The sequence below is a fragment of the Bifidobacterium catenulatum PV20-2 genome (assembly GCF_000800455.1).
Lineage (GTDB): Bacteria > Actinomycetota > Actinomycetes > Actinomycetales > Bifidobacteriaceae > Bifidobacterium > Bifidobacterium kashiwanohense_A.
On sequence record NZ_CP007456.1, the window covers coordinates 1,821,083 to 1,845,966 of the forward strand.

Annotated in this window: 9 protein-coding genes and 1 pseudogene; 6 read left to right on the plus strand and 4 right to left on the minus strand. The window is 57.5% G+C overall.

Annotation, left to right across the window (positions count from 1 at the left end; all coding sequences use genetic code 11):
- Window positions 1–40: 40 nt before the first annotated feature.
- The 4 genes from dapB to AH68_RS07925 all read right to left on the minus strand — a co-directional run bounded on the left by dapB (window position 41) and on the right by AH68_RS07925 (window position 10,750).
- Window positions 41–793: a 4-hydroxy-tetrahydrodipicolinate reductase gene (dapB, locus tag AH68_RS07910; protein WP_039199135.1), complete on the minus strand. Its 753-nt coding sequence runs from the start codon at window positions 791–793 to the stop codon at window positions 41–43.
- A 163-nt stretch (window positions 794–956) separates the two neighbouring features.
- Entirely contained in the window at window positions 957–2,321 is a 1,365-nt protein-coding gene (locus tag AH68_RS07915) for an MFS transporter (protein WP_039199136.1), read from the minus strand.
- 189 nt (window positions 2,322–2,510) lie between these two features.
- On the minus strand, window positions 2,511–6,701 hold the full coding sequence (locus tag AH68_RS07920) for an ATP-dependent DNA helicase (RefSeq protein WP_039199137.1): 4,191 nt from the start codon (window positions 6,699–6,701) through the stop codon (window positions 2,511–2,513).
- Complete coding sequence (locus tag AH68_RS07925; protein WP_039199138.1) at window positions 6,698–10,750, minus strand: PD-(D/E)XK nuclease family protein; 4,053 nt, start codon at window positions 10,748–10,750, stop codon at window positions 6,698–6,700. The genes AH68_RS07920 and AH68_RS07925 overlap by 4 nt, the downstream gene beginning before the upstream one ends.
- A gap of 238 nt (window positions 10,751–10,988) precedes the next feature.
- Here AH68_RS07925 and AH68_RS07930 point away from each other — a divergent pair, with 238 nt between their 5' ends.
- The 6 genes and pseudogenes from AH68_RS07930 to AH68_RS07955 all read left to right on the plus strand — a co-directional run bounded on the left by AH68_RS07930 (window position 10,989) and on the right by AH68_RS07955 (window position 24,745).
- Window positions 10,989–12,416 (plus strand): serine/threonine-protein kinase, encoded by a 1,428-nt coding sequence (locus AH68_RS07930; RefSeq protein ID WP_039199139.1) that lies wholly within the window; start codon window positions 10,989–10,991, stop codon window positions 12,414–12,416.
- Window positions 12,417–12,521: 105 nt separating this feature from the next.
- Window positions 12,522–18,551 (plus strand): Ig-like domain-containing protein, encoded by a 6,030-nt coding sequence (locus AH68_RS07935; RefSeq protein WP_039199140.1) that lies wholly within the window; start codon window positions 12,522–12,524, stop codon window positions 18,549–18,551.
- A gap of 81 nt (window positions 18,552–18,632) precedes the next feature.
- The gene (locus AH68_RS07940; protein WP_039199141.1) at window positions 18,633–19,973 is read left to right on the plus strand and encodes an AAA family ATPase; all 1,341 of its coding nucleotides are present in this window, start codon (window positions 18,633–18,635) and stop codon (window positions 19,971–19,973) included.
- A 92-nt stretch (window positions 19,974–20,065) separates the two neighbouring features.
- Window positions 20,066–21,285, plus strand: a pseudogene (locus AH68_RS07945) (DUF58 domain-containing protein).
- Entirely contained in the window at window positions 21,282–23,816 is a 2,535-nt protein-coding gene (locus tag AH68_RS07950; RefSeq protein ID WP_052189196.1) for a transglutaminase TgpA family protein, read from the plus strand. The pseudogene AH68_RS07945 and the gene AH68_RS07950 overlap by 4 nt, the downstream one beginning before the upstream one ends.
- A 182-nt stretch (window positions 23,817–23,998) precedes the next feature.
- Window positions 23,999–24,745: a variant leucine-rich repeat-containing protein gene (locus AH68_RS07955; protein ID WP_144245774.1), complete on the plus strand. Its 747-nt coding sequence runs from the start codon at window positions 23,999–24,001 to the stop codon at window positions 24,743–24,745.
- The last annotated feature ends 139 nt before the right edge of the window (window positions 24,746–24,884 follow it).

Here is a 24,884-nt window from a genome sequence, read left to right on the forward strand (position 1 = left end):
CAGCCGGTTTGGGGACTATTTACCGTTCAACCGTAAGGATTTACAGGTCGAGGAAGTTGTCGAGGCCGACGGTCACGCCCGGATATGAACCGGTGGCGACCTTGCGTACGGCCAACAGCACGCCCGGCATGAAGGAAATGCGGTCGAAGCTGTCGGCACGAATGGTCAGCTGCTCGCCATCGTTACCGAACAGGGCTTCCTCATGGGCATTGAGGCCACGCAGACGCACGGCGTGCACATGAATGCCGTCAACCACCTGGCCGCGGGAGCCGCCATCGGTTTCGGTGGCATCCGGAACAGGGCCAAGACCTGCGGCCTTACGAGCTGCGGCAATACCCTGCGCGGTATGGAATGCGGTGCCGGACGGAGCATCCACCTTGTTCGGGTGGTGCAGTTCGATCACTTCGGCGGATTCGAAGTACGGAGCCGCAACCTTGGCGAAATAGTCGGCGAGCACGGCGGAAATGGCGAAGTTCGGCGCAATGAACACGCTCTGGCCTTCGCGAGGCGCGGCAGCGAGCGCGGCACGCACCTGATCGAGCTTCTCTTCGGTCCAACCGGTGGTGCCCACCACCACATCAACGCCTTGCGCCACGAGTGCGAGCACATTGTCAAGAGACACGCTCGGCACGGTGAACTCCACCACCACGTCAGTATTTTCGGGGGTTATTTGGCTCAGGTCGTCGCCAGCGTCAAGCGCGAGCGCCAGTTCGGTGTCGTCCGCGTTGTTCACAGCGTCGACCACGTGGGAACCCATGCGCCCTTTGGCACCAACTACAGAAACCTTGATCATTGCAACTCCTTCAAGCGTTCTGGCTGCATCTATCTGCAACAGCTTTCTACGATTCCAACGAATCCAACAATAGAATACAATTGCCCGAACATAATCCTTACGATCATTTTCGGGCAATTTTTGGAATGCTTAATTCGCATAGTATCTATGAATCACAGATCATCTATGAATGTTGCGAAACACTTCGACGCGTGATCACCCAGCCGAGCAGGGCAAACGGAATCGAGGCGAGCACGAAAATCCATGGCAGCATCAGGCTCACGTCGGGTGTGGCGTGATCCAATATGATACCGGTGATCATCGAACCGAATGATGCGCCGACGGTTCCCGCAGTGCTCACCCAGGAAAGACCTTCGGTCAACGACTCTTCAGGAACGGTTTCCTTCATCACAAGGTTGCCCGATGCGAACACCGGCGAAACAGCCAGACCGGTGATAATTTCCATAATGCCCATTACGATCAGATTGCCTTGGCACAGGTGAATTACAAAGAAGCCGACGGTGATCATCGCGAGGAACATGATCATGTAACGCCAACGGGACCCTTTGAGCTCGAGCGTTCCGAAAACCAGCGCGCCCATGCATGAACCGACCGCTAGCATCGCCAGCTGCACGCCGAGCACGGAATCAAGATGCAACGATTTCATGACGGCCGTCATGGACGTGTCGAATGCGGTGAAACTCATATTGAATATGATGAAAACCAGCAACAACGGAATCACGCCAGCATAAGTGAATACGCTACGTTTCTTGGCTGCGTCGTTTGTTTTCAGCTGTGCGATGGTCAGCCTGTCGCGCGGTGCGGAACCCGAATCGCCAATATTGCTGGCATCGCCATCGATAGTCAATCGCACATCAGCATCGTCGGAAGAGGCCGAAACGACCTTGACTTCATGCACGACCGGCGGCTGCGTATCCTTCAATGTGAAGAAAATGGTACCGCCAAGGGCGCAGGCAATCGTTGGCACGAACAACTGCGAAACAGGGTGCACGGAAGCCGCAAGGAACGCTGCGAGAATCGGTCCGAAAATGAATACGATCTCATCGATGGCGGATTCCAGCGCGTATGCGGTGTTCAGCAGTTCGCCGTTGCCGGTGCGGTCGAGCACATACGCCCAGCGCGTACGCACGAGCGCGCCGAACGAGAACTGCGTAAGCCCCATCACCACAGCCAGCGCAAACAGCAGCGGGATCGGCACGCGCACCAATGCGGAGAACGCGAAACCAAGCATGGTGATGATTTGCACGATAAGCACCATCGAACCGACCTTGCGCTGGCCGAATCGGTCGAACAGTCGCGCGTACAGTGGCGTGACCGCTGCGGTGGCGAGCACATACGCCGCGCTCATCACGCCCGCGATCGTCCAATTGTCGTACAGGTGGTTGAGTGCGAGAATAATGCCGAGGCCCATCATCGACATCGGCAGTCGCGCCAAAGCTCCGGAAGCGCAGAACGCTTTGGTTCCCGAAATGGAGAACAATACGGAATATGGCGACTTCGGGGTTTCGGTTGCGCTGGTGGCAGCCATGATTATCGCTCCTTAACTTTCGTTGCGTCCGGCACGTGTGCCCGCCCACACATGCTGCACGAGGGTAGCGGCGCTCCTCCACAACGCTGCACGTAGTGCGTTACCCTACGAGCAGGCTGGAAAGCGCCGCTTTTCAACGATGATCAAGAACAAGCAGGATGCATACACGCGTCCTTTGGCGCACCAGCACTAGTCGTTGTCGGATTGTTTCGGAATTCCGTAGCTCAACTCGGCAAGGATCTCTTCTTCTGTTTTGTCGGCGGCGTTCAGCTGCCGATTGCCCTCAACGGGCTCACTCAGATAGTAGAGGCAGGCGTCGATAGCATCAAGCGGTACGCCTTCCATTGCCGACAGCAGCAGCCGATACATATCCAACTGCACTAATTTTTCTTGTATTTCTTCTTTTTTTCTAGGTTTTTTTCCAGTTTTCCAATCAACTATCGTATATCGTTTCGATTGGTCCTTTTCATTGAGACCTCCGAAGAACACCGCGTCAAGCTTGCCGTTGACGATGGTGCCCAATTGCGGCACATTGACGACAATCTGCCGCTCCGCCCACGTGGGCTTACGTTGCGCCCATGCCGACGTAGCAAGACGCTGCTGCCAATCGAACAATGCATTGTTTTCCATCGCATTTTCGACCGTATTTTCGACTGCCGCATTATTTTCTTGAGATTGCATCCTATTGTTGCGTTCGATTTCGGCAAGCATCGACGATCTCGATTCAGCTACGCGCATATTTCCGTTGCCTTCGGTACCGTCGACGATGCAATCAATATCCACGTCGGCCATAATGAACCGTTCCGCCCACGCATGGAACTGCGTGCCCAGCTGCGCGGCCGGCGAGGCAACGTTCGGAATCGGACGCACAAGCCCACGCCAGTAGGTGCGGGCGCCACGATCGTTCATCATGCCCGCGCGCGCCTGCAGGGAAGTGACGTTCTGACGGCCGGACGCAAGAATCTTCTCGCCTTGCGCACGCACCGAACGGTCGAACGCGTCCTGCGATGCGTCGGTCAGCATGTCGGGCATGAGATTGTCATCATCGACCAGCAGCTGCGCGCAATGCAGCAGCGAACCGGCCGAACCGAGCGCAACGTCATCAGCAACAGCATCCGCCCCCACGCCGGCATCCAAGTCCGCAGCGGTGGTGTCCATCGCATCACGCACCTGATCGGCGGACGAACGCAACATTTCGCAAGTCGCTTCAGTCAAATCGCACGGCCATGGCAGGAATCGCTCGCCTTCCAGAGGCTCAAGCGGCGCGTTCCAAGCATCGCCGACCACTGCATCCTCGAAATCGCAGGCATGCTCGCCCACGAAATATCCGTCTGGCAATGGCGCGCCAATCGAATGCAAGCTGGAAATGCCATTTTCGGAAAAATCATCTCCAGAAAAATCTACCCCCGTGGCGTCCTCAACTTCCGTAATATCGTCCAAATTGCTCGGTTCATTCGCCTTGGAAACGATATTGAGCATGGAGTCATACACTTCCTGCCAGAAATTCGACGATTTGGCCACTTGTCTGCGCTCACCCACGGCACGCGGATCACGGCTTTCCACATTCGTTTCGCTATAGGTGAGCAACGCCTCATGACGGGCGCGGGTCAACGCCACGTATGCGAGACGACGCTCGTCGGCATGCAACCGGCGGCCATATTCCTCGCTCTGCGTCAAATACAGTCCATCAGGATCGACGCCTTCCATGTCGTCGACATTCATGGTGCGCAGGGTGCCGAACACTTCATCGTCGATGATTTCCGCATCTTCCAAGGCTTCCAAGGCCTCCAACGGATTCCAGCCGACGAGCGCGTCATGGGGGAATCGCGGCAGAATATCCGCATCCACGCGCACAGGAACAGGCACCGCGGCGGGATTCGTCAGCCACGTTTTGGCGTTTTCATGGTATTCGGGAGGCGTCCATACGCCATCCCGGAAACCATTGAGATGCGTTTCATCAACGGCCACGCTCAGATTGTCGCCCTTGTTACTGGGAAATCCGCCATCAGTCATGCCGACCACGGCCACGGCATCCCATTCAAGCCCCTTCGACTGGTGCACGGTCATCAACACCACGTCGACGGGCACATCGGGGGCCACCGCGTTCTCTTCGGAAGCGTCGCGCAGCGAATCCACCCATGAGATGAACGCGCGCAGACTCGGCACGCCTTGCGATGCGATCTCCTGCATATACGTGTCGACGAGTTTCATCACAGCGTCTATCGGCGACTTGGCGAGCGCCACGTGGGAGGCGTCAAGCGTGGCCTCGGCATGATCGGCATGCATATGCCGAGCCAGTAGCATGTCGATGTCAAGATTCAACGCCGTAATAGCTTCGCGAACCACCTCCGGCAGCGGGTGGCCGAGCACACGCTGTACTTGGCGGAGCATATCCGCGGCACGCAGCACCGCCTGCACTCCCCTGCGGCTCAGCCTGCCATCGATGAGTTGTTCAAGATCGTCGCGCAGCATGAGATCCACCAGAAAAACAGCATTTGGCACTTGGTCGCGGTATTCGCGCACAGTGGAGCGGATTTCAGCATTCGACAGACCAGAGTCGGAAATTGTTTCGCCATTTCCGAAATCACTGGTTTTCCCGGAAGTACCGGAATCACCGGAATTTATAGAATCACCGGAATTCCCAGCTTTCGTAGCATGCGCAGGAACAATTCCCGCCGATACGAGCGCACGATACCGGTACACCGTATTCACTCGCTCCGCCGTGTCCGCAAGCGCCTGCAGATCGTCGGCTTCAACGGCGAATCGTGGCGTCGCCAGCAGTCGCATAAGCGCCGCACTGTCGGTATGGTCGCTGACTACGTGCAGCAGGGCGAACACATCCTGCACTTCCGGACGTTCCAGCAGGACCGCCTGCCCCACGACCAGCGTGGTCAGTCCGGCCTGCTCTAGCGCTTCCGCGTATTTCGGCATGGTTCCTTTGGATCGGAACAGCACCGCCACATGCGGGCGATTGTCTTTCGCACCATGGTCGAGGTCACGCGCAGAGGGCGTATGCAGGGCGATCGCATGTTTGGCGAAACGCACGACCGCATCGACTTCCTGACCGAATGTGGCAAATCCGAGCACGCCAACCGTGCCTTCGGGTGCTTCTTCGATATTGGAGAGCGCAGGCACGTCGACTTCGCGCATCAGCGAGCTGCTGAGGCGTCTGGCTGGCAGACGCAACGGTTTAGTGAGATTGTTCGCCGCTTCGAGCACCATGCGCGAATTGCGCCGCGTCACCGTCAATGCGAACGGTTTGCTGGTGGCGTCCATGCCGAAATCGTGTTGCAGCATACGGAATGCGCCCGGACTTGCGCCTCGCCATGCGTAGATCGATTGGAAGGGGTCGCCGACCGCGTTGACCGCGCTGCGATGCGTATCGTCAACGTGGAACAGCGCGCTCAGCAGTGCGGCCTGCGTGGTGGAGGTGTCTTGGTATTCGTCAAGAAGCACATGCGAGTAGCGTTTGCGGTACGTTGCGCCGATGGACGGGAATCGGGAGACCAGTTGGAATGCCGCGATGGTGAAATCGCTGAATTCCGCCATATTGCAGGCGCGTTTTTCGGCATGATAATCAAGCACGAGGTCGAGCAGCAGATTGCGCTGCTTGGCGACGGATGCGAGTTGCGCACTGTTGTATACGCACATGCTGTGCCCAAGTTCGCGGTATTTCTCCAGTTTCTTTTCGTAATCCGCGTCGGAATCCTTTTTCAGCCGTTTTGGTGGTTTTTTGGATTTTGGCTGCTCAGTTGGCACGGTTTCACCGTCAAGCGCCTTGTCGACCTGTTTGATGAACGCTTCGTCCCAGTCGCGCACGCGTTGCACCGCCTCGTCGAAGCTGGTGCAGTCGCCGCCGATCATAGCTCCGGAAATGGCGTTGGACAGGGCGAATACGTTGCCCGCTATGGTGTTGAACGATTTCAGATCGCCGTCGAACGCCATGAGATCGCCCATATGCTTGTCGAGCACGGTGTGGATGAGCTGCATGGCTCCGGCTTCGCTCAATGGCTGCGTGTTTTGGTCGAAGCCGACAAGCAGTCCGTATTGACGCACGATGGATTGGAAGAAAGCATCGTACGTGGAGACTTCCGGTTTGAGGAACGCCATATTCGCCGATTTCAGCCCACGTTCACGCTGGTTGCAGCTCACGGCCGCGGACACGCGTGACAGCAGTTCCGAAGCCGCTTTGCGCGTGAAAGTCAGTCCGAGGATTTTTTCAGGGCTCACACCTTGTTCGATCAGTGTGATGATTCGCCTTGTCATTGTGTAGGTTTTGCCCGATCCGGCACCGGCGACCACCACCACATCCCCATAGGAGGGCGCTTGGATAACGGCGGCCTGCTCCGGACTGTCGGTGAATTTCGTAGTTCCGCTCATGCCGTTCTCCTGTCGAATACGGTGTTCTGTTCGCCCGCGCAGGCCGGGCAGACCGCAGTGTTCCTGCAATATTTCATATGTTCCAATGTTGGTCTTGCCGTAATTTCGCTTGCCCTGCTGGCTGCGGCAGCGTAGAAGACTCTGGCGATCATGGTGAGGGACCATACCGCCATGGTGTCTCGCAAACCGACGAACTCACTCCAATGCTCGTCGCTCACTTCCAGCGGTGGAATCATCTCGTCAAGTCCGTCATGGAAATCCTTATCGAGTTGTTTGACGTAGTAGCGCGGCACGAATGCGCCCGTATTCAGGCTTCCGTTCGCAAACAACGACTGCTGCATATGCGATTCGGCGGCGGTGTTGCCATGTGGTGCCGGGAATGCATGATCCGCTACGTGAAACAGCGCGCTTTGCGTGATGTTCGGCGCCGCAGCCACCGCCTGTGCCCCACGCAGGCCGCTTCCTTCGGGGAACACGAGTCCCAGTTGGTAGCAGACGAGCTGCAGATCGTTGAACAGGCCTTCGCCGTTCGGACTTGCACCGGTTTTGTAGTCGATCAGACGCACTTGCTGCGTACCGTCCGCCATGTCACGGCGTTCCAAACGGTCAATTCTGCCGGTCAAGCGCACGGTGAGATGCTCGCTCATGCCTGTTTGAGGCCATCCTCCGACCAACGTTCCCATAATGGCGATCAATTCGTTTCGTGAAATCGCATGAATACCGTCCATCGCATTGTAGGCGGCGAGAATATCGTCGAAATCGAATTTTGCGGTGAATTTCAGTTCAGGTTCGACTTTCGTAAGTTTTCCAACGCTGAACGCATCATTGTTTTTGATTGGATAATCACCATGATTCGATTGCACGAAATACGTGGCAATGTTACGCAACGCATCTCGCGCCTTTTTATCTTTTTTCAATGCCTGATATCGTTGCGCGGGATCGGTGATACCGTTCAGATCGCCGCGTAGACGCTCATATTCGGCATACATTTGCTCGGTGATCGCGTCGATGTTGTCCATATCGCTGATGGCGGTGTGCTGTTCCGGCATGTCAAGTCCGGCTTCGGTGGCCTTCTGCGCCACCATGTGGATCAGCGAACCGAAACTCGTGGCGGCGCTGCCCATGCGCGGGCCGGAGAAACGGTTTTCAAGCATCCAGCACACCGGGCACGCCCACAGATCGTCCACCGCGGACGGAGACAGGGTTACCACGTCGGATTGCCGTGTCTTGCCATCCTGAATCGTTTTCCGCGCAGCGGACGAAACAGGTTCCTCCACGAACGGCCAACAATCGGGATTAGCCGCCCTAATGCCTCGCGAGGACAGCAATGCCAATGTTGCAGCGGCGTCACGCGCCTTCGGGCTGTCCGGCGGTTCCATCGCAAGCACACTTCGCGCGGCCGCGATCAAACCACGGGGATCGGATTCAAGTCCCGCATAATCGCCCTGACTGCCGATCGCCGCATATTCGCGCCGTTCCATATCGGCGTCTCTATCGCGGTCAAACCATTCCGGCACATATCCGTACAGAAAATCAGATGGCACGTGGTCGTCGTTCAGCACGGCGCTCATCACCGCACGCTCATCGGCACGGGTCAATGCCACCAGGAAGCTTTTCTGCTCGGATGCGAGCACGGCAGCCAATTGCGCATCCCGCTTGCCCGCCGAAGTGATGACGGTATCGGACAGTTCGCCATGCAACATCACATCGGCGAGTTCCTCACCGCCGAACAATGTGTTGCGTGGCGTAAGATTCGGCCATTGCCCTTGCTGCAAGGACGGCAGAAACACCAGGTTCCAATGCCTTCCCGCCGCGCCCGCGGGCGTGGTCAGCGTCACCGCCTGGTCGATGGGCGCGGTATGCGCCAACGAATCCGCCTCGATGGTCAGCGAGCGCACCTGTTCCATGAACGCTTCGATGGTGTGCGCGGCGAACTCGCCGCTTGATTCGCCGCCGGAAGCGTAGTCGAACAAGCGCATCGCCGCATCAAGTCGGTCGTTTGCGGCACGGCCGGCCGCCGAATTTTCCAAGGCTACGCGCTGCCAGATTTCCGCTTTTCCACAGGCACGCCATGCGCAATCCAATACGTATTGCGGTTCGCGCAAAACCAGCTTGCGTTCCGCCTCGCACGTTTTGTCAAGCACCTTCCACAATGACGCGAAAGCCTTGACATGTGGATCCGAACCCGTCACGGAGGAGATCGTGTCGATCACACGATCGGCGTTTCCTTCCAGAAGAAGCACGTACAGCGCGTCCATATCGAATACGGGATCATCATGGTCTCCATCATGTTGACCATCGTCGGCAATCGCATGGTATTTCGCCATGTATTCATGCCAATCCGCCATCAAACGCGGCAGCGACGATTGCCGTTCAACGTCCGTCTTCGCCATGTTCGCAGAATCCTGCGCGCGAATCTCATCATCGTCCACAATCTCAGCGAGCGAAGCCAACGCATGCATCGCGGATTCCACGGACGCGAGACGGGCCGGACGCCCTTCATGCCGCTTGTCGCCGCCGACCGTAATCAGTGGGGATGCCATGATCAACGCCACACGTGAGCGAATATAGGATCCGGCCGACTGCGGATCCATGCCCGAAGCCGCGATCGTCCGCTTCTTCAATTCCGCCAATTCGATCAGCGCGAACAGGCCTTGCACGAACGGTTCATCCTTCAACGGTCGTGTCACGCTCGAATAGCGCACGGGAACGCCGTCGGCACGCAAACGCTCGCCAAACGTGCGTACGGTGGCATTGTCGTGTGCAATCACAGCCATGTCGTTCCATTCGCGGGAACGCTGCAAATGCTCGGTTTTGATCTTCCACACCACGTCGTCGAGCTCTTCGGATGCGGAACGGTACAGAGCTGTTTCCACGCTGCCATCAGCGGGCGTGATGCGAGCATCCGTATTGCCGGACGACAACACTTCGATAGGCATCGCGCCCGGTATGTTCCGCATTTTGCCCGGACGCTCAGGCAGGGGCACGTCAGTCGGTTCCATGCTTGCAATCGACAGGCTTACGCGGGTCGCGACAAGCGTCCGATAGTCGTCATGCGCGTTTTGCCTGTTCGACGCGTTTTGCATGGTTTGCGCACTATCGTTTTCGCATGCAGCATACAGGTTTTCGACGCGCTCCAATCGCGCTCCCATGCGCGCCTGTGCCTCGTCGAACAGATATTCCGGATACGATCCACGGAACGTCTGCACGGCTTCGTCGGGATTGCCCACCAACAGCAGACGCGTCCCGCGATTATGCAAAGCCTCAAGCAGAGCGAAACCAGCCAACGTCGCATCCTGGAAATCGTCGACGATCAGCATGTCTGGAATATCGGCATCCCATATGTCAGGCACGGCCTCGGTAGCGTCGATCATCAGTTGTGACGCATCAAGACGGTATTCGCCGGAATAGGCTGCGCGAATCGCCGCATTGTATTCCTCACGCAGCGCGAAAGCGAGACGCCACTGGGTACGCAGGCGTTCACGACGCGCGTCAAGCTCGCCATTCCTGCTGGCCGCACGGGCGATGAGCATGTCTTCAAGCTCCGGTTTCGCACCGATTTCATTCATGCGCGCAAGCATGTCTCGCAATTGGCTGGCGAATGCGTCGGTGGAATCGTCGGCCACCAGTCCGGACCATTCGGAAACAGCGAAATATACGCGCAGCAGATCGCAGATAGCGCACTCGTCGCCATGCTGCCTATGTTCCACATGTGATGCAAGCACCTTGCGGATGATCACATCCTGTTCGGCGCCGTTCAACAGTTTCGGCAACGGTTTGCCCTGTGCGGATCTTGCGGCCGTCAGCAGGCGGAATGCGATGGCCGACAATGTGGTGACCGGTCGAGCCTGCGAAACCACAGACAATTCACGGATCGCGCGATCGCCCAACATGTCGGCGATCTGTCTGCCGGACACCGTCATCACGGCATTCGCATCACCATACAGCTTCATCGCGGCGATCAGCATGTCCAACGCAAACTCGGTTTTTCCACTGCGTGGCGCTCCCGCAACCAACGTGACGTGAGCCAGATCTTCCAAATCCATCATGCCTCCCAACACTACTAGTCTCATCCTCCCTTACCTGACAGAATCCGGCAATGGGAAAACTTATGCCGGAAGGCTCGATGGCTGCGAAAGGGGCGGAAGACATGGGAACAGCCTCGAACGCCCGTCTTTGCATGCGAATATTCAACCCCTTACTGGTAGGTTTTTGGGTTGGTCTTCGGCTAACATGGCCTTTGGAGAGAGCGGCTGAAAACATACGCACTACGAGGAAAGAGAGCATATGGAAGCCATGGACGGCACTCCCCCTCAAATCCCTGGGTACGCATTCGCCCAGAAGTTGGGTTCAGGTTCCGAAGCGAATGTGTACTTGTACCAGCAGCTTTCCCCCAGCCGTCAGGTGGCCATCAAAGTCAGCAGGGGAACGCTCGACCTGCGCGCGGCAGCAAGATTCCGTTCCGAGGCGAACTTCATGGGCAAGATCTCATCACACCCTTACATTCTTTCGGTGCACGAAAGCGGAGTCACCACCACAGGCAACGGCTATACCGTGTTCGAATACGCTCCGGGAGGCAATTACAAGACCTTCCTGGAATCCAACCGTCTCAGCGCAGACCAGATGCTCACCGTCGGCATCAATCTGGCAAGCGCCCTTTTCACGGCGCACCGCGAAGGCATTATCCACCGCGACATCAAGCCCAGCAATATTCTTATCAACGCGCATGGCATGCCCATGCTTTCCGATTTCGGCATCGCGGGAACGATTTACGGGCGCCCCGGCATCGGCTACACCATCGCGTGGGCTCCGCCGGAAGTGCTTGCGAAGAACGGCGGAGGCAACGAATCCTCTGACATCTATTCTCTGGGGGCGACGCTGTCCGCCATGCTGACGGGCCAGTCGCCGTACGAATACGGCTATTCCGCAGCTCTTGGCGCAACCCGAGGCAAAAATCGCGGCGCTCTGCTGCGGAACATCATTCTCACCAATCCGCTGCCCAAGCTCAACAGGCCGGATATTCCCCAGCAAGTGGAGCGGATCCTGCGTAAGGCGTTGAATAAAACTCCGGAGGACCGATATTATTCCGCATACGATTTCGCACGTGATATGCAGCGTGCGCAGCAGGAATTGTATGGCCATGCCACGCCGACCACAGTTGAGGGGGAACCGCCGTTCCCGCAGAACCTGTACACGCAGGCGCAGACGAACGTTCAGGTTTCGCCGACTGCCCCAAAGCAGCGCAGCACTTGGGCCAAGCCTCTTGCGATCGTTGTTTCGGTGGTCGTCGCGATTGCAGCCGTCGCGCTGGTGTTCACGTATGCGATCATGCCGAATATGGATTCCGCTTCCGACAACAGCAGCGTGCAGATCAAGAATCCAGGAACACGCGATCAGGAGAACGATTCACCGGATTCGGCTATCACCACCGGCAGTGTGCCCAGTGTCGAGAATCTGACCGGGTCATATTCCGCCGATGGCAGCAGCGTGCAGTTCACTTGGGTGAACCCCGACCCTCAGGATGGGGATTCGTACGTGTGGTCACTGGTCGGCGATGCCGGCGTCGATTCGAACGCCCAGGGAACCACCACCACCGACACTCATATCAGTATCGAACCCGCCAACGGCTCGCAGACCTGCATTCAGGTGAGCCTCATCCGGACCGACCGTCAGATGTCGCAGAATCCTACGATAGCGTGCGCAGCTAAACCATAAGCATCGCAGCATTTCGCAACAGGGTCGGCCGACGGCATTATTCAATCGCAGGCGACGTCCGGAACGAACACAACGACAATCGGAACATTCAGGGAAGAACCGGAAATGGGCAAACGCAAGAACGCAGCCAATCAGTCGGCACAATCGTATGAACGTCAATTGCACTTCGGATCGATGATGCGCAAACTACTGTTGCCGTCGGGAAGCAGACGGTGGATCACACCGATCGTCATGCTGCTTCTGTTGCTGGGCATCATCGCAGGCGCGTTCATCGTCCATTCGGTGACGCAACGGCATGTGCAACTTGACGACGGCACCGTGTGGATCACTTCGCTGAAGGACCGCAAGGCCGCACGATTCAATGCGAAAAACAAGGATGTGAACGCTGGAGTCTCATCCGCGGCCTCCCGTTTCGACGTGGCCCAACATAATGGCAGCACCGTGATTTCCGAAGGTACGAAAGCCAGCAACATCGCGGCTTCCACCATCAGCGAAACCGGCAACACCGCCATCAAAACGGATATCGAAACCATTGTCGGAGGCGACACCGCAGCGTTCATCAATGTCAAAACCGGCAATGTGTGGGTGGGATCCGCTTCCGATGTGAAATCCGTCAATCCAACCACCGACAAGCCGAACATGAAGCTGGGATCCGGTGGAAAAATCGCGTTGACACACGACGGAACCGTATACGGATACCGTGCTTCCGATGGTGCGGTGCTGAGCCTCGACGGGCCGCAGGGCACGAACGAGCAAACAGACACAATCAAAGGCGCACCGCATGCCGAATCGTTCACCGTTATCGGCGCAACCCCGGTCGTGGCGACGAAAAGCACCGTGTACTGGCCGCAGGGAAGCGCAGCCATCAATCTGCAGGGCGACATGACCTTGCAAGCCCCTTCCACGGACGGCAAACAGAACGGATGGGTGGCCGTGGCGACACCACGTGGACTCGCAACGGTGAACCTCAGCACCAAGAAAACCTCTGAAACCCCAAATTCCGGCAAAGGCGAGGCCGCCCAGCCGGTATCCACAGGAGGATGCGTATTCGCCGCATGGGCACAGAAAGCCAACAATTACGCCAAAGCATGCTCCGCCGACGGTTCGGACACGACATTCGACACCCTGACCAACATCAACGCCACTTCGGAACTGATATTCCGCACCAACCATCGTCTGGTCATACTCAACGACGTGGTCAACGGCAACGTCTGGAATCCGCAGGAATCCACCAAAGTCATCAAAATCCAATGGAACAAGGTGGAAACCAAACAGTCGAAGCAGCAGGAACAGAACAACGATAGTGCCAACAACCAGCATAATTTCAGCAAAACCTGTTCGTCGCAATCCGGGCAGATCAAAGCGGAAGACGATTTGCTCGGCGCGAGAACGGGATCGCAGCAGATTCTCGACGTGCTTCGCAACGACGAGCAGACCGACTGTTCCGTGCTGCGCATCACCTCGGTAAGCGCCCCGGACGGAGCCAACATCAGCGTCTCACCCGTATATGACGGACGATACCTGCAGCTCGACGCATCCGCGGCAGCCGAGGGATCGGTATCGTTCAGCTATGAGATTTCCGACGGACGCGGGCAGACATCCAACGCCAACGTGAACCTCACCTTGGTCGGAAACGACGACAACGCGCCCCAGCAAACCGATACGCCACCGGAAATCGACGTGGAGCAAGGAGCCACCTACACCACCAACGCTTTGGGCAGCTTCTCCGACCCCGACGGCGATCCGCTCACGCTCGTATCCGCAACCCCGCAGAACACCGACCAGGTGACCGTCTCCACGCGAGCCGACGGGCAGCTCGTATTCAACGCGGGATCCATGTCTTCCGGCAGAGCCAGCATCGAAGTAACCGTTTCCGACGGACAGCAGACCGGCACCGGCATGGTGTATTTCTCAGTGAAACCGGCCAACACGTTGGCCGCGGTGATTGATCCGGTAGTCAAGCAGACCACGCCAGACGCACGCACCACCGTCTCGCTCAAACAATACGTGCACGGCACCTCGGCCGAACCCACGCAGCTGACCGCCGTGGAAACCCCATCCGGCGCATCCACAGCCATGAACGCCACCGACATGTCGTTCACCTTCAGCGCGGCCAACCCCGGCACCTACTACGTGCCCTACACCATCACGCAAGGAACCATTCCCACGACCGGCCTGGCCCGCATTGAAGTACAGGCCACGACCGGAGACTCCGCCAAACCCATCGCCGCCAACGACGTGGCACTGCTCGGCGCCGACAACACCGCGATCGTGGAGCCCCTGGCCAACGACGTCGACCCGATGGGCGGCGTATTGTCCGTGACCAACGTGACCGCCGACGCGGCAAGCGGCATCAAAACCGGCGTCGTGAGCAACAAGCGCGTCTACATCACCGCACGACAGGTGCCGACCGAACCCGTGCAAATCAAATACAGTGTAGCCAACGCAGCAGGCACGTCGACCGGCGTAATCGTACTGCAGCCGCCGGCGTTGACCACCTCCAACTCCATACCGAAAGCCGACAACATCACCACGCAGGTACGCACCGACGGCATCGTCTCCATCGACGTGCTCGACCACGTTACCTACTCCGACGGCACCACGGTAAACCTGCAAAACGACCTGCAATACGACAAGAGCACGTTCAAAGGACTCGTATTCGTATCAGGCAACACCGTACGATACCAAGCATCCGACCAAACCGGATCCTTCCCCGTAACGTACACGATCAAAGACAATCTCGGCAACGCGGCATCTGCCACAATCACCATCAACGTGCATCAAAAAGACGCCGAAAACAAGGCGGCGCCAACACCATCCGACGTTGAAGCACAGGTTGCGGCAGGGCAGAAAGTCCAAATCCCAATCACCTTGACCGGCATCGACGCCGATGGTGACGACGTGCAGCTGCTCGGCCTTGGCAACAAGGCTCCGACGCTCGGACGCATCAGCGAAGTCGGAGCCACCTACCTGGTATACGAGGCATATGCCGACTCCGCAGGAACCGACACCTTCTCATACGCCGTCGAAGACTGGACCGGCCAACGATCCCAAGCGCAAATCCGCGTGGGCGTGTTCACATCCGGCACCGACTCGGGCGTGTACGCGCGCGATGACGAAATCACATTGCGCCCCAACACTGCAGCAACCGTACCCGTGGCGCAAAACGACATTTCCGGAGACAGCACCGACCTGACCGTCAGCGAAGACGTCGAATCGCAAGACATCAGCAATGTGAACGTAGTGGATAATGCGCTCGCCTTCACCACACCGCAGCAGGCGGGCACCTATTACGTGGTGTATACGGTCAAAGACAAAGCGGGATTGTCCGACACAGCAACGCTGACGGTGAACGTCGATGGCAACGCCACCATCGAACCGCCGACCGCATACGATTATCGTGTGCCTTCTTCGGCGACGATCGACAAGAAATCGGTCGACGTGGACGTTTCGCAATGGATCGCGAATCCTTCCGGCAGCGCCGACGAACTGCAGGTGGCCGTGGATGATTCGGCCACCGACCACGCACATGTCAAGGGCGGAGACAAATCCACGACCATTACCGTGGAATTGACGGACGAGGCGCGAGCAGTGCCATACACCGTGACCAACACGACATACGGCATCATGTCCACGGCGTTCATCCAAGTGCCCGCATATGGCGTGTTCCCGCCGATTCTTCGACCGAAGGCACCAGCATTGAAAGTGAACGCGCGCGAGACGATCACCATCAATATCGCCGATTACGTGCGCGTGGGCGCAGGCAAGACCGCATATGTGGACGGCGCCGATTCGGTAAGCGCCACGAAAGCCGCGGACGGCGACCTGTATGTGAACGACCAGACGTTGAAGTTCACCGCGCCGAAGGACTACTCCGGCCCTGCATCCATCACCTTCACCGCGGTGGATGGCAAGCGCGACAAGAACAACAAGGTGAAAATAATCAATTCGGCGGTGTTGACGTTGCCGATCACCGTGATCGGGCGTGACGCGCCCGCGCCGACGTTCTCTTCGCCCACCATCGACGTGGTCGCCGGCGAAAGCGCCACCACCATCGACCTGACCGCGTTGACCCATTCGGCGTCCGACCTATACGACGATGAAAAACAGTACACGTATTCTGGTGGCGCTGATTCCGACCAGGTGAGCGCCAAAGTGAGTTCTAACGGCAAACTGACCGTGTCCGCCGACAAAACCACGTCACCGGGAACCACGGTGAGCGTGCCCATTTCAATCCAATATTCGAAGGGCACGGTGAACGCGGGCGTCACGGTTCGTGTGACGACCTCCAACAGGCCTTTGGCACGCATCAACGCGAAAACCGTGAAGGTCAAGGCGGGAAGCAGCGAGGAAGTGAACCTGCTTGCCGACGCGTACAATCCGTTCCCCGATTCCGCATTGACCGTGACCGGATGTACGTCCGACGGCGCGTCGAAGCTGACCGTGGACTGCCCGTCCAACGGCGTAGTGTCGATCAGCGCAGCTTCCGACATCGGCTCGAGCATCAACAAGGTGATCGTCAACGTGCGTGATGCCACCAATACGAAGGAACGTGAGGTTACAGGCACCATCAGCGTTTCGGTAATGGACAAGCCGGATGCGCCTCTGCCCTCCCCCATCGCGGGAGACCCGCAGGATGGCGTGGTGAATCTGAGTTGGACGGCCGGTTCTTCGAACGGCAGCCCGATCAGCGAATACAAGGTGACGTGGAACGGCGACGGTTCCGGCGAGAAATTGTGCGGTTCCGTGACCTCCTGCCAGATTACCGGTTTGAAGAACGGCAAGACGTACTCGTTCAAGGTGCAGGCCAAGAATGAGGTCGGCTGGTCGAAGGAGTCGAACAGCGTGGAAGGCACGCCTGACAAGCTTCCGGACGCGCCGACCGATGTGAAGGCCGAAGCCGGCAGGAACACCGTCGTTGTCACATGGAAAGCTCCGGAAGGCAATTTCTCCGCCGTCGACGGCTATGAGGTGACGTTAAATGGATCCAATATAGCGAATCCGACGCAAAAGGTTGAAGGTACAAGCTTCACGTTCAAATTCGACGACAATGCGATTACCAATGGCGCATCCTATACCGCCACGGTCAAGGCGCATAACAAAATGAACTGGAGTCAGCCATCCGCCGTGTCCAATGCCGTTTCGCCTTGGGGTAAGCCTGACAAACCAACCATCTCCGCAGTGCAGAATGGCGACAAGATTGTGGTGAGCGGGCGGATCAATGACGCCCGTAACTCGAAATACCAGTCGATTACGGTAAGTATCAGAGACGAAGACAGATCCGTAGAGACCAATGCCACGGACTATTCCGTCGAATTCGACATCAAGAACGAGTGGTATTACAAAGAGATTAAGCCAACGATTACCGTGGTCACGGAACGCAGTGGTTCGTCGAGCAGCGAAACATCCGTTTCGCCCTTCACAGCAGTCGACCCTCCAACCAATGTGAAGCTGGAACTCAGCAACAATACATGTGTGGCGACCTGGTCCAAAAAAGGGCGCGTCACAGGCTTTGTTGTAAGGGCCAAGGATTATTACAATGTTGATCTTCACGAGAACAGAGCAGAATGGCCGCTTTCCGGTAACTGGAGCACCTGCGATACGGTAAATGTCCAGCAATACTTCATTGATACGTCACATATCAGCACCCCTGAAACTGCCAACAGCAATACCGTCGGCAACAAAATCAAAGCGGAAATCACTACCATGCCGACCCTTTCCTGGGATGCCAATGACACGAATCTCATCAAGGTCGCCGGCGGATCGGTGAAAACATGGAATCAAATTGGCAGCTACTCTTTCGTATTCACCGGAGGTGGCAAAACATACGAAATCCCTTGGGCCCAAGGTACCAGTCAGTTGAACGCCGAAAAGCTACCAACGGGGGTTGACTACACATGGAAGTTTAAAGTCACCGGTCCAGACCCGGCACTCAACAACGAGGCAGACGGATCAACGATCAAAGACTCCGACCGCTATAACGGACCAACCCCCGATCCTAAGCCTGATTCCAATCCGGACCAGTCGGGATCAGGGCAAAGTGACGCCCCTACGGCTTCATCCGTAGCTCTTTCCACCATCGATGGAAAAAGCAAGCCGTGGGTGAGAGGCTTGGCCTATTACGCCAATCGCTAGCCGGTATGGCAATCTCGACGAACAATCCAATATCGACAACCAATCATCAATACGACCAATAGAAGCAAGCAAGGAGCACCCATGAGCAACGAAAACGATGACGACGCCACCCAGCTGGGTTCCATCGGGCACCATATGAACAAGCCGCAACAGCCTGGCAATCCGCAGATGCGCCTCGCATTCCAAGCTCCAAGCCTGCCGACGCATCCGCAGAAGCAAAGCGGCGACGATGAAGACACCGTGCTCAGCGCATACAACGCAACGCCCTCCAGGCCTGCAATGCCTACGGTTCCAACAACGCACCCCATGAAGGCGCAACCGGCACAGCCGGTGCAGATGCAACAACCATTGCCGCAATCGCAGCCAATTCCGACAGCGGCACCACGCCAATTCCCGCAGGCCACAACACCGCAAGCCAAGCCCGCGCAGCCAGCCGCAACCTCGTCCATGATGTCCGCGCCACAGGCCGACATCACCGAATTCTACAACCAGTTCGCCAAACTGGTCGACAGCGTCTCCCAGGTCGTGGTCGGCAAGGAACAACCGATCCGCCAATGCGCCACCGCCATGATTGTCGGCGGCCACATTCTGCTTGAAGACAACCCCGGAACAGGCAAGACGCAGCTGGCCCGAGGCCTCGCCAACTCCATCGACATGTCGTTCAAGCGCATCCAGTTCACTCCGGATCTGCTGCCTTCCGACGTGGTCGGCGTAACCTACTACGACCAAAAGAACGGCGAATTCGAATACCGCGAAGGCCCGATTTTCGCATCCATCGTGCTTGCCGACGAAATCAACCGAGCCTCGCCGAAAACACAGTCCGCGCTGCTCGAGGTCATGGAAGAGCAGAAAGTCACCGTCGACGGCGAAACCCACGCGGTACCGCAGCCTTTCATGGTCATCGCCACCCAGAACCCCATCGAACAGCTCGGCACCTACAAACTACCGGAAGCGCAGATGGATCGTTTCCTCATCAAAACAACCATCGGCTATCCGAGCCATGACGTGAGCGTAAGCATTCTCAAGCAGGTCAACGTCACCGACCGTGCATCCACCGTACATGCGGTGCTCACCGGCAACGACGTGCTACGCATGCGTGCCATCAGCGAAACCGTTCATCTTGACGACGCGATCCTCGAGTACATCGTGCGCTTGGTGGAAGCGACGCGCCACAACGAACGCATCCAAGTCGGATCGTCCATGCGAGGCGCACTCGCGCTGACCCGATGCGCCCGCGCGTGGGCAGCGTCCAACAATCGCGGATATGCGGTACCCGACGATGTGAAGCAGCTGGCGGTCGCCGTGCTCGCGCACCGCATCACGCTCACCGCAGAGGCCACGTTCGCCGGATACACCCCCGAACAGATGATCGAACAGATCCTCGAAAACGTACCTGCACCGACCGTAGGCGCCACCGTCTGAAACGTATACCCGACACAGCTGCACACTGCACGCGCAGCACGACAGAAGCGCACAACCGCACGAAACGTTCGCAAACCCCCGAAAGGTCAAGTATGCGACAATCCAAAACCATGCAACGCAGGAGAACCATGCAACGATCCCTGCGACGCATCAAGCATCGCATCAAACGACTGGTCACCTCATATGTGTCACCACTCGGATGGGCAGTAGCCGGACTCACCATCGCCTCGCTCATAGCGTTCACGATCCTCGGATGGCATGAACTGCTGGCCATGGCGATCATATTCGTCTGCATGATGGTCGCCGCCATCATGCTGTCGCTCGGCAACACGTCGTTCACTGCCACCATAGACGTGTCTAGAAGGCGAGTCACCGTGTCAGACACCGTGAAAGTCGACGTGTGCGTCGACAATCCGGGACACACGCCAACCACATCCGCACGAGGCGACCTGTCCATCGGCGACAATCACGAACGATTCTCCATCCCCATGCTCACCGCTGGCCAATCGCACCAAACAACCGTGGAATTCACCGCCGTCTCCCGCGCGGTGTTGCCGGTCGGACCGCTTTCCATACGCAAAGGTGACCCATTTGGACTCGTACGGCACGAAAAGAAACTCGCCGACCAAATCAACGTGTTCATCCACCCGCAAACCGTCATGCTGAACACACTCAACGCCGGAATTCCGCGAGACTTCGAAGGTCAGCCCAGCGGCGAAATCGTCGACGACGACCTCGACTTCTACGGACTGCGCGAATACGAGCCGGGCGACGACGTGCGCAACGTGCACTGGCTCAGCTCCGCAAAAACGGGAGCACTGATGATCCGCCAATACGAAGCAACCCGACGTACCAACACCGCATTGACCATCAGCGTGAACCCAGACGACTACCTCAGCTCCGACGAATTCGAACTGGCGGTATCCGTCCACGCATCCATCGGCGTGCAATGCCTGCTCCAAAACCGCCCGGTAACCTCCCATGCGGGAAACGAACACGCCACGCCATGCAACTCCACGGAATTCCTCGACGGATGCAGCGCCATTACCCCCGACATCAACGACAATCCGAACCTCGCACAAACCACCCTCACCCACGCCCCGACTCATCGTTCTACTACATCACCGTCGGCAGGCTCAAAAGCATCGACGAGATCAAACACATAGCGCTCGCGCTCCCCCGATCAGCAACCTGCGTGGTACTGCAAACCACCATCGGGCAACCACGCGCCATCAAACAATACGCCGACTTCACCCTGGCGACCGTAGGAAACCTAGACGATCTTCCAATGATCATGGGGGTACTGGCATGAGCACCGCAGGATTCAGCAAACACAGCATCAACGCCAATACCGGCGAAACCCGCGCCGACCACACCACCGGATTCGGCAACACCTTCACCGAATCATCCACCGGCACCTTCACGGAAACAGGCACCGGAACAGGCTCATGGGCCGACTCCACACACTCCGCCATCTGGATGTCACGAGACGGCAAATCGCAAGTCCTTCCCTACTTACACCGACCACGCGCCTCGCAATACGCAAGCTTGCTCGTAGCAGCCCTGCTCACCCTCGCCGCAGCCAGCAACCTCATCGACGTCTACGGATCAGCCGCATCCTGGGCCCTCGCCGCCATTCCAGCCACCATCATCGGATCACTCGTGGCGCTCGCAGGCACGGTTCCCGCGCTCCGCCTCTGGTGGCAGATACTGTTCACGGCCGTCGCGCAACTGGTTGTCGGCCCGGTTCTGTTCCTCAACGACACCACCATCACACACTTCATCCCAACCCTGCGTACGCTTACGCAAGGTTGGATGCAGATGCTTGGCTCCTTCAAATTCATTCTGTCGGTCGAGCCTCCAACCGGTACCGCGGACGGCTGTCTGCTTGCCGTATGGACCATCTGCCTGTGGTTCGCGCTGCTCACCGGTATTTTCGCAGTGACGGAAGATGGACGATTCACCATGATCGCCATCATTCCCGTCATCGCCAATCTTGCGATCTGTGCATTGCTCGGCTCATCTTCCGGCTATTACCGCATATTCGTCGGCATCGCGATGGCGCTTGTGCTCGTGATTTGGATCAGTGCACGTTGGAAATTACTGGAATTGGGACGTTGGATCAGTTCCGTGGTAATCGTGGTTGTTTCCATCGCATTGGCGATCGGAGGATGCCTTGCCGTCGGCCAGGACCGCACCATTCTGCGCGACCATTACGATCCGCCGCTCAGCCCGTACGATTACACAAGCCCGTTGAGCGGCATGCGTTCGTACATCAAAAACAGCAAGGACGATGTGCTCCTCACCGTTCAAAACCTGCCCGCAGGATCGGGCGTGCGGCTAGCGGTCATGGACCGTTTCGACGGCAACGTATGGAACCTGTCCGATTCCGCCATGTCATCGGACTCCTCCAACTACCATCGTGTCGGCACCTCTATCACCAACAACGCCGAAGGCAAGAAATTCACCGCAACATTCACCGTGAACAAAGGCCTGAGCGACTACTGGCTGCCCATGGCCGGAGCCGCATCGAGCGTGACCTTCGACAACAGCGAAAACGCCGACTCGTTCTATTACAACAGCGACACCATGTCGGCCATCTACCCTTCACGCACTTCCGAAGGCCTCACCTACACGGAAACCGGCATCATGCCAACAGTTCCCACCGACAAGCAAATCGTCAAAGCCAATGCAGCCTCCATCAGCCAGCCAAAAGCCGAAGACGTGCCCGATTGTGTGGACAAACTCGCCACAGCCATCGCCGGCGGCCAATCCAAAGGCGGCGAAGCAGCCCAGGCCATCGCCGAAAAACTCAAGGAATCAGGCTGGTTCTCGCACGGCTTGAGCGGCGATTACCCGTCTACCGCCGGCCACGGCAACTACCGTATCGACCAGCTGCTCGCCGGAACGGCCATGGTCGGAGACAGCGAACAATACGCCTCCGCAATGGCACTCATGGCACGCAGCCTGGGACTTCCAAGCCGAGTGGTGCTTGGATTCCTACCAAAAGACGATGAAGGCGACATCAGCGAAAACCGCACCGAAAAACAAGGGAAAAACACCGTCATCGAATTCACCGGCAACGACGTGACCGCATGGGTGGAAATCAAACTGGACGGCTACGGCTGGGTGGCGTTCTACCCGACGCCAAAGGAAACCAAAGTCCCCGACGAAAACCAGAACCTCACCCCACCGAACCCGCAGAATCTGGTGCGTCAGCCCCCAGTACCCCTCACCGACCCGCTGCGCGACGATAACCAAGCCAAAGGCAGGTCCTCAATCGGCGGAAGCATGGCTGACGAAACGTCAACCAACCTCTTCTGGCAGCATTTCGGCAGAATCGCAAGAAAAGTAGCCATCTACGGAAGCCCCCTGTGGACGCTGCTCATCGTATGCGGCCTCCTGCTCGCTATCAAAGCGATCGCATTGGCACGGTCAAGAAAACACGGCAGCGCGCAACAGCGAGTGGCAGCAGGATGGCAATCCGTGGCGGCGCTCGCCCGGCAAAGCGGACTTGACATTCAAGGCACGCGCAGCGAACAGGCGGTCTCCATCGCAAGCCAGATGGATATTTCCAGTGAAACGTTGCTTGCCTTGAGCACACAAGCCGATTACGCGACCTTCTCCGGTAATACCGTCAACGAGGAGCATGTGCAGCAGTATTGGCGCGATATTGAGCAGGAACGCCAGTACATGCTCAAGTCATTGCCGACATTGCGCAGATGGCGTGCCAAGCTTTCGCTTGCCGACGTTTTCCATTTTCAAGGCAAACGCGGCGCGAGCGACGATTCAGCGAATAACGCAGCGGATACGGCAACCAATATTTCGGATGACAACGATTGAAACGTCAGCAAAATCGGAGATCATGAGGATATCGTCGATTTGCAGGAAGGCACATTGCAGACGTTGCGAACCGTTCAATAACGCGCATGTTCCCGCAATGGCAAGCGTCGATGATTAGATTGCCGCTTTGTTCTCAGCGCATTCAATACAATATTTACAGATCACGAGATAAGGAGACCATGATGGTCGATTTCGATACCGCGGCCGCAGCTGTGCAGGATCCGAACGCAGATCCCGTGCTCTTGGCGAAAATCGCTTACGAAAATCCAGAATTCGGCGCGAATGTGGTTGCCAATCCGCGTGCGTACCCTGGTCTGAAACGTTGGGTCGCTCAATTCGGCGATGAACGCGCACGCCAGCAGCTGGTCGCATTGGGGTGGCCGGTTCCGCAGGAAGGCGTTATGCAGAGGAATACCGAAACCGTTCCGGAACAGGCACAGCAATCCCAAACGCAAGCGCAGTATCAGCAGCCGCGGCAATCGTCGGACGTGCAGCATCAGATGCAATACCAGCCGCCGGCAACCGACCAATACCAGCCTGAATCGTTCATGGAAGCGCCGGCATCGAATATGGCGAACGACGTTTCAACGGAATATGTCGACCCGTACACTAATCCAGCGGATTTGTCGGAAGTAGCCGATTATTCTTCGGCCCAGCCGCAATATGACGGGCAGCAGTACGCGGAGCCGTACACGGACAACGCCCAGCACGCCATGCAGCCGCAGGAACCGGCCGCATCGAATAGCGGTTTTACCGCGGAATTGGCCATGACCACGCAAGACAAGCTGCTGATGGCCCAAATCGCGAGCGAGGCTCCGGAGCTGCACCCCTTCCTCGCACGCAATCCGAATATCTACCCGGATCTGCTTGACTGGCTTGCCAATCTCAATGATTCCGCCGTCAACGCGGCCATCCGCCTGCGCCAGTAGCAAATAGCCGGTCAGCAAGCGCCAGTTGGCAGGTAGCGAATCGCAATAGTCAAGAAGGGCTGTATGCGCATCCTCACGTGTACAGCCCTTCTTCTACTCTCGACATCGTTCATTGTCGCGCCGTCATTTCAGTCATCCC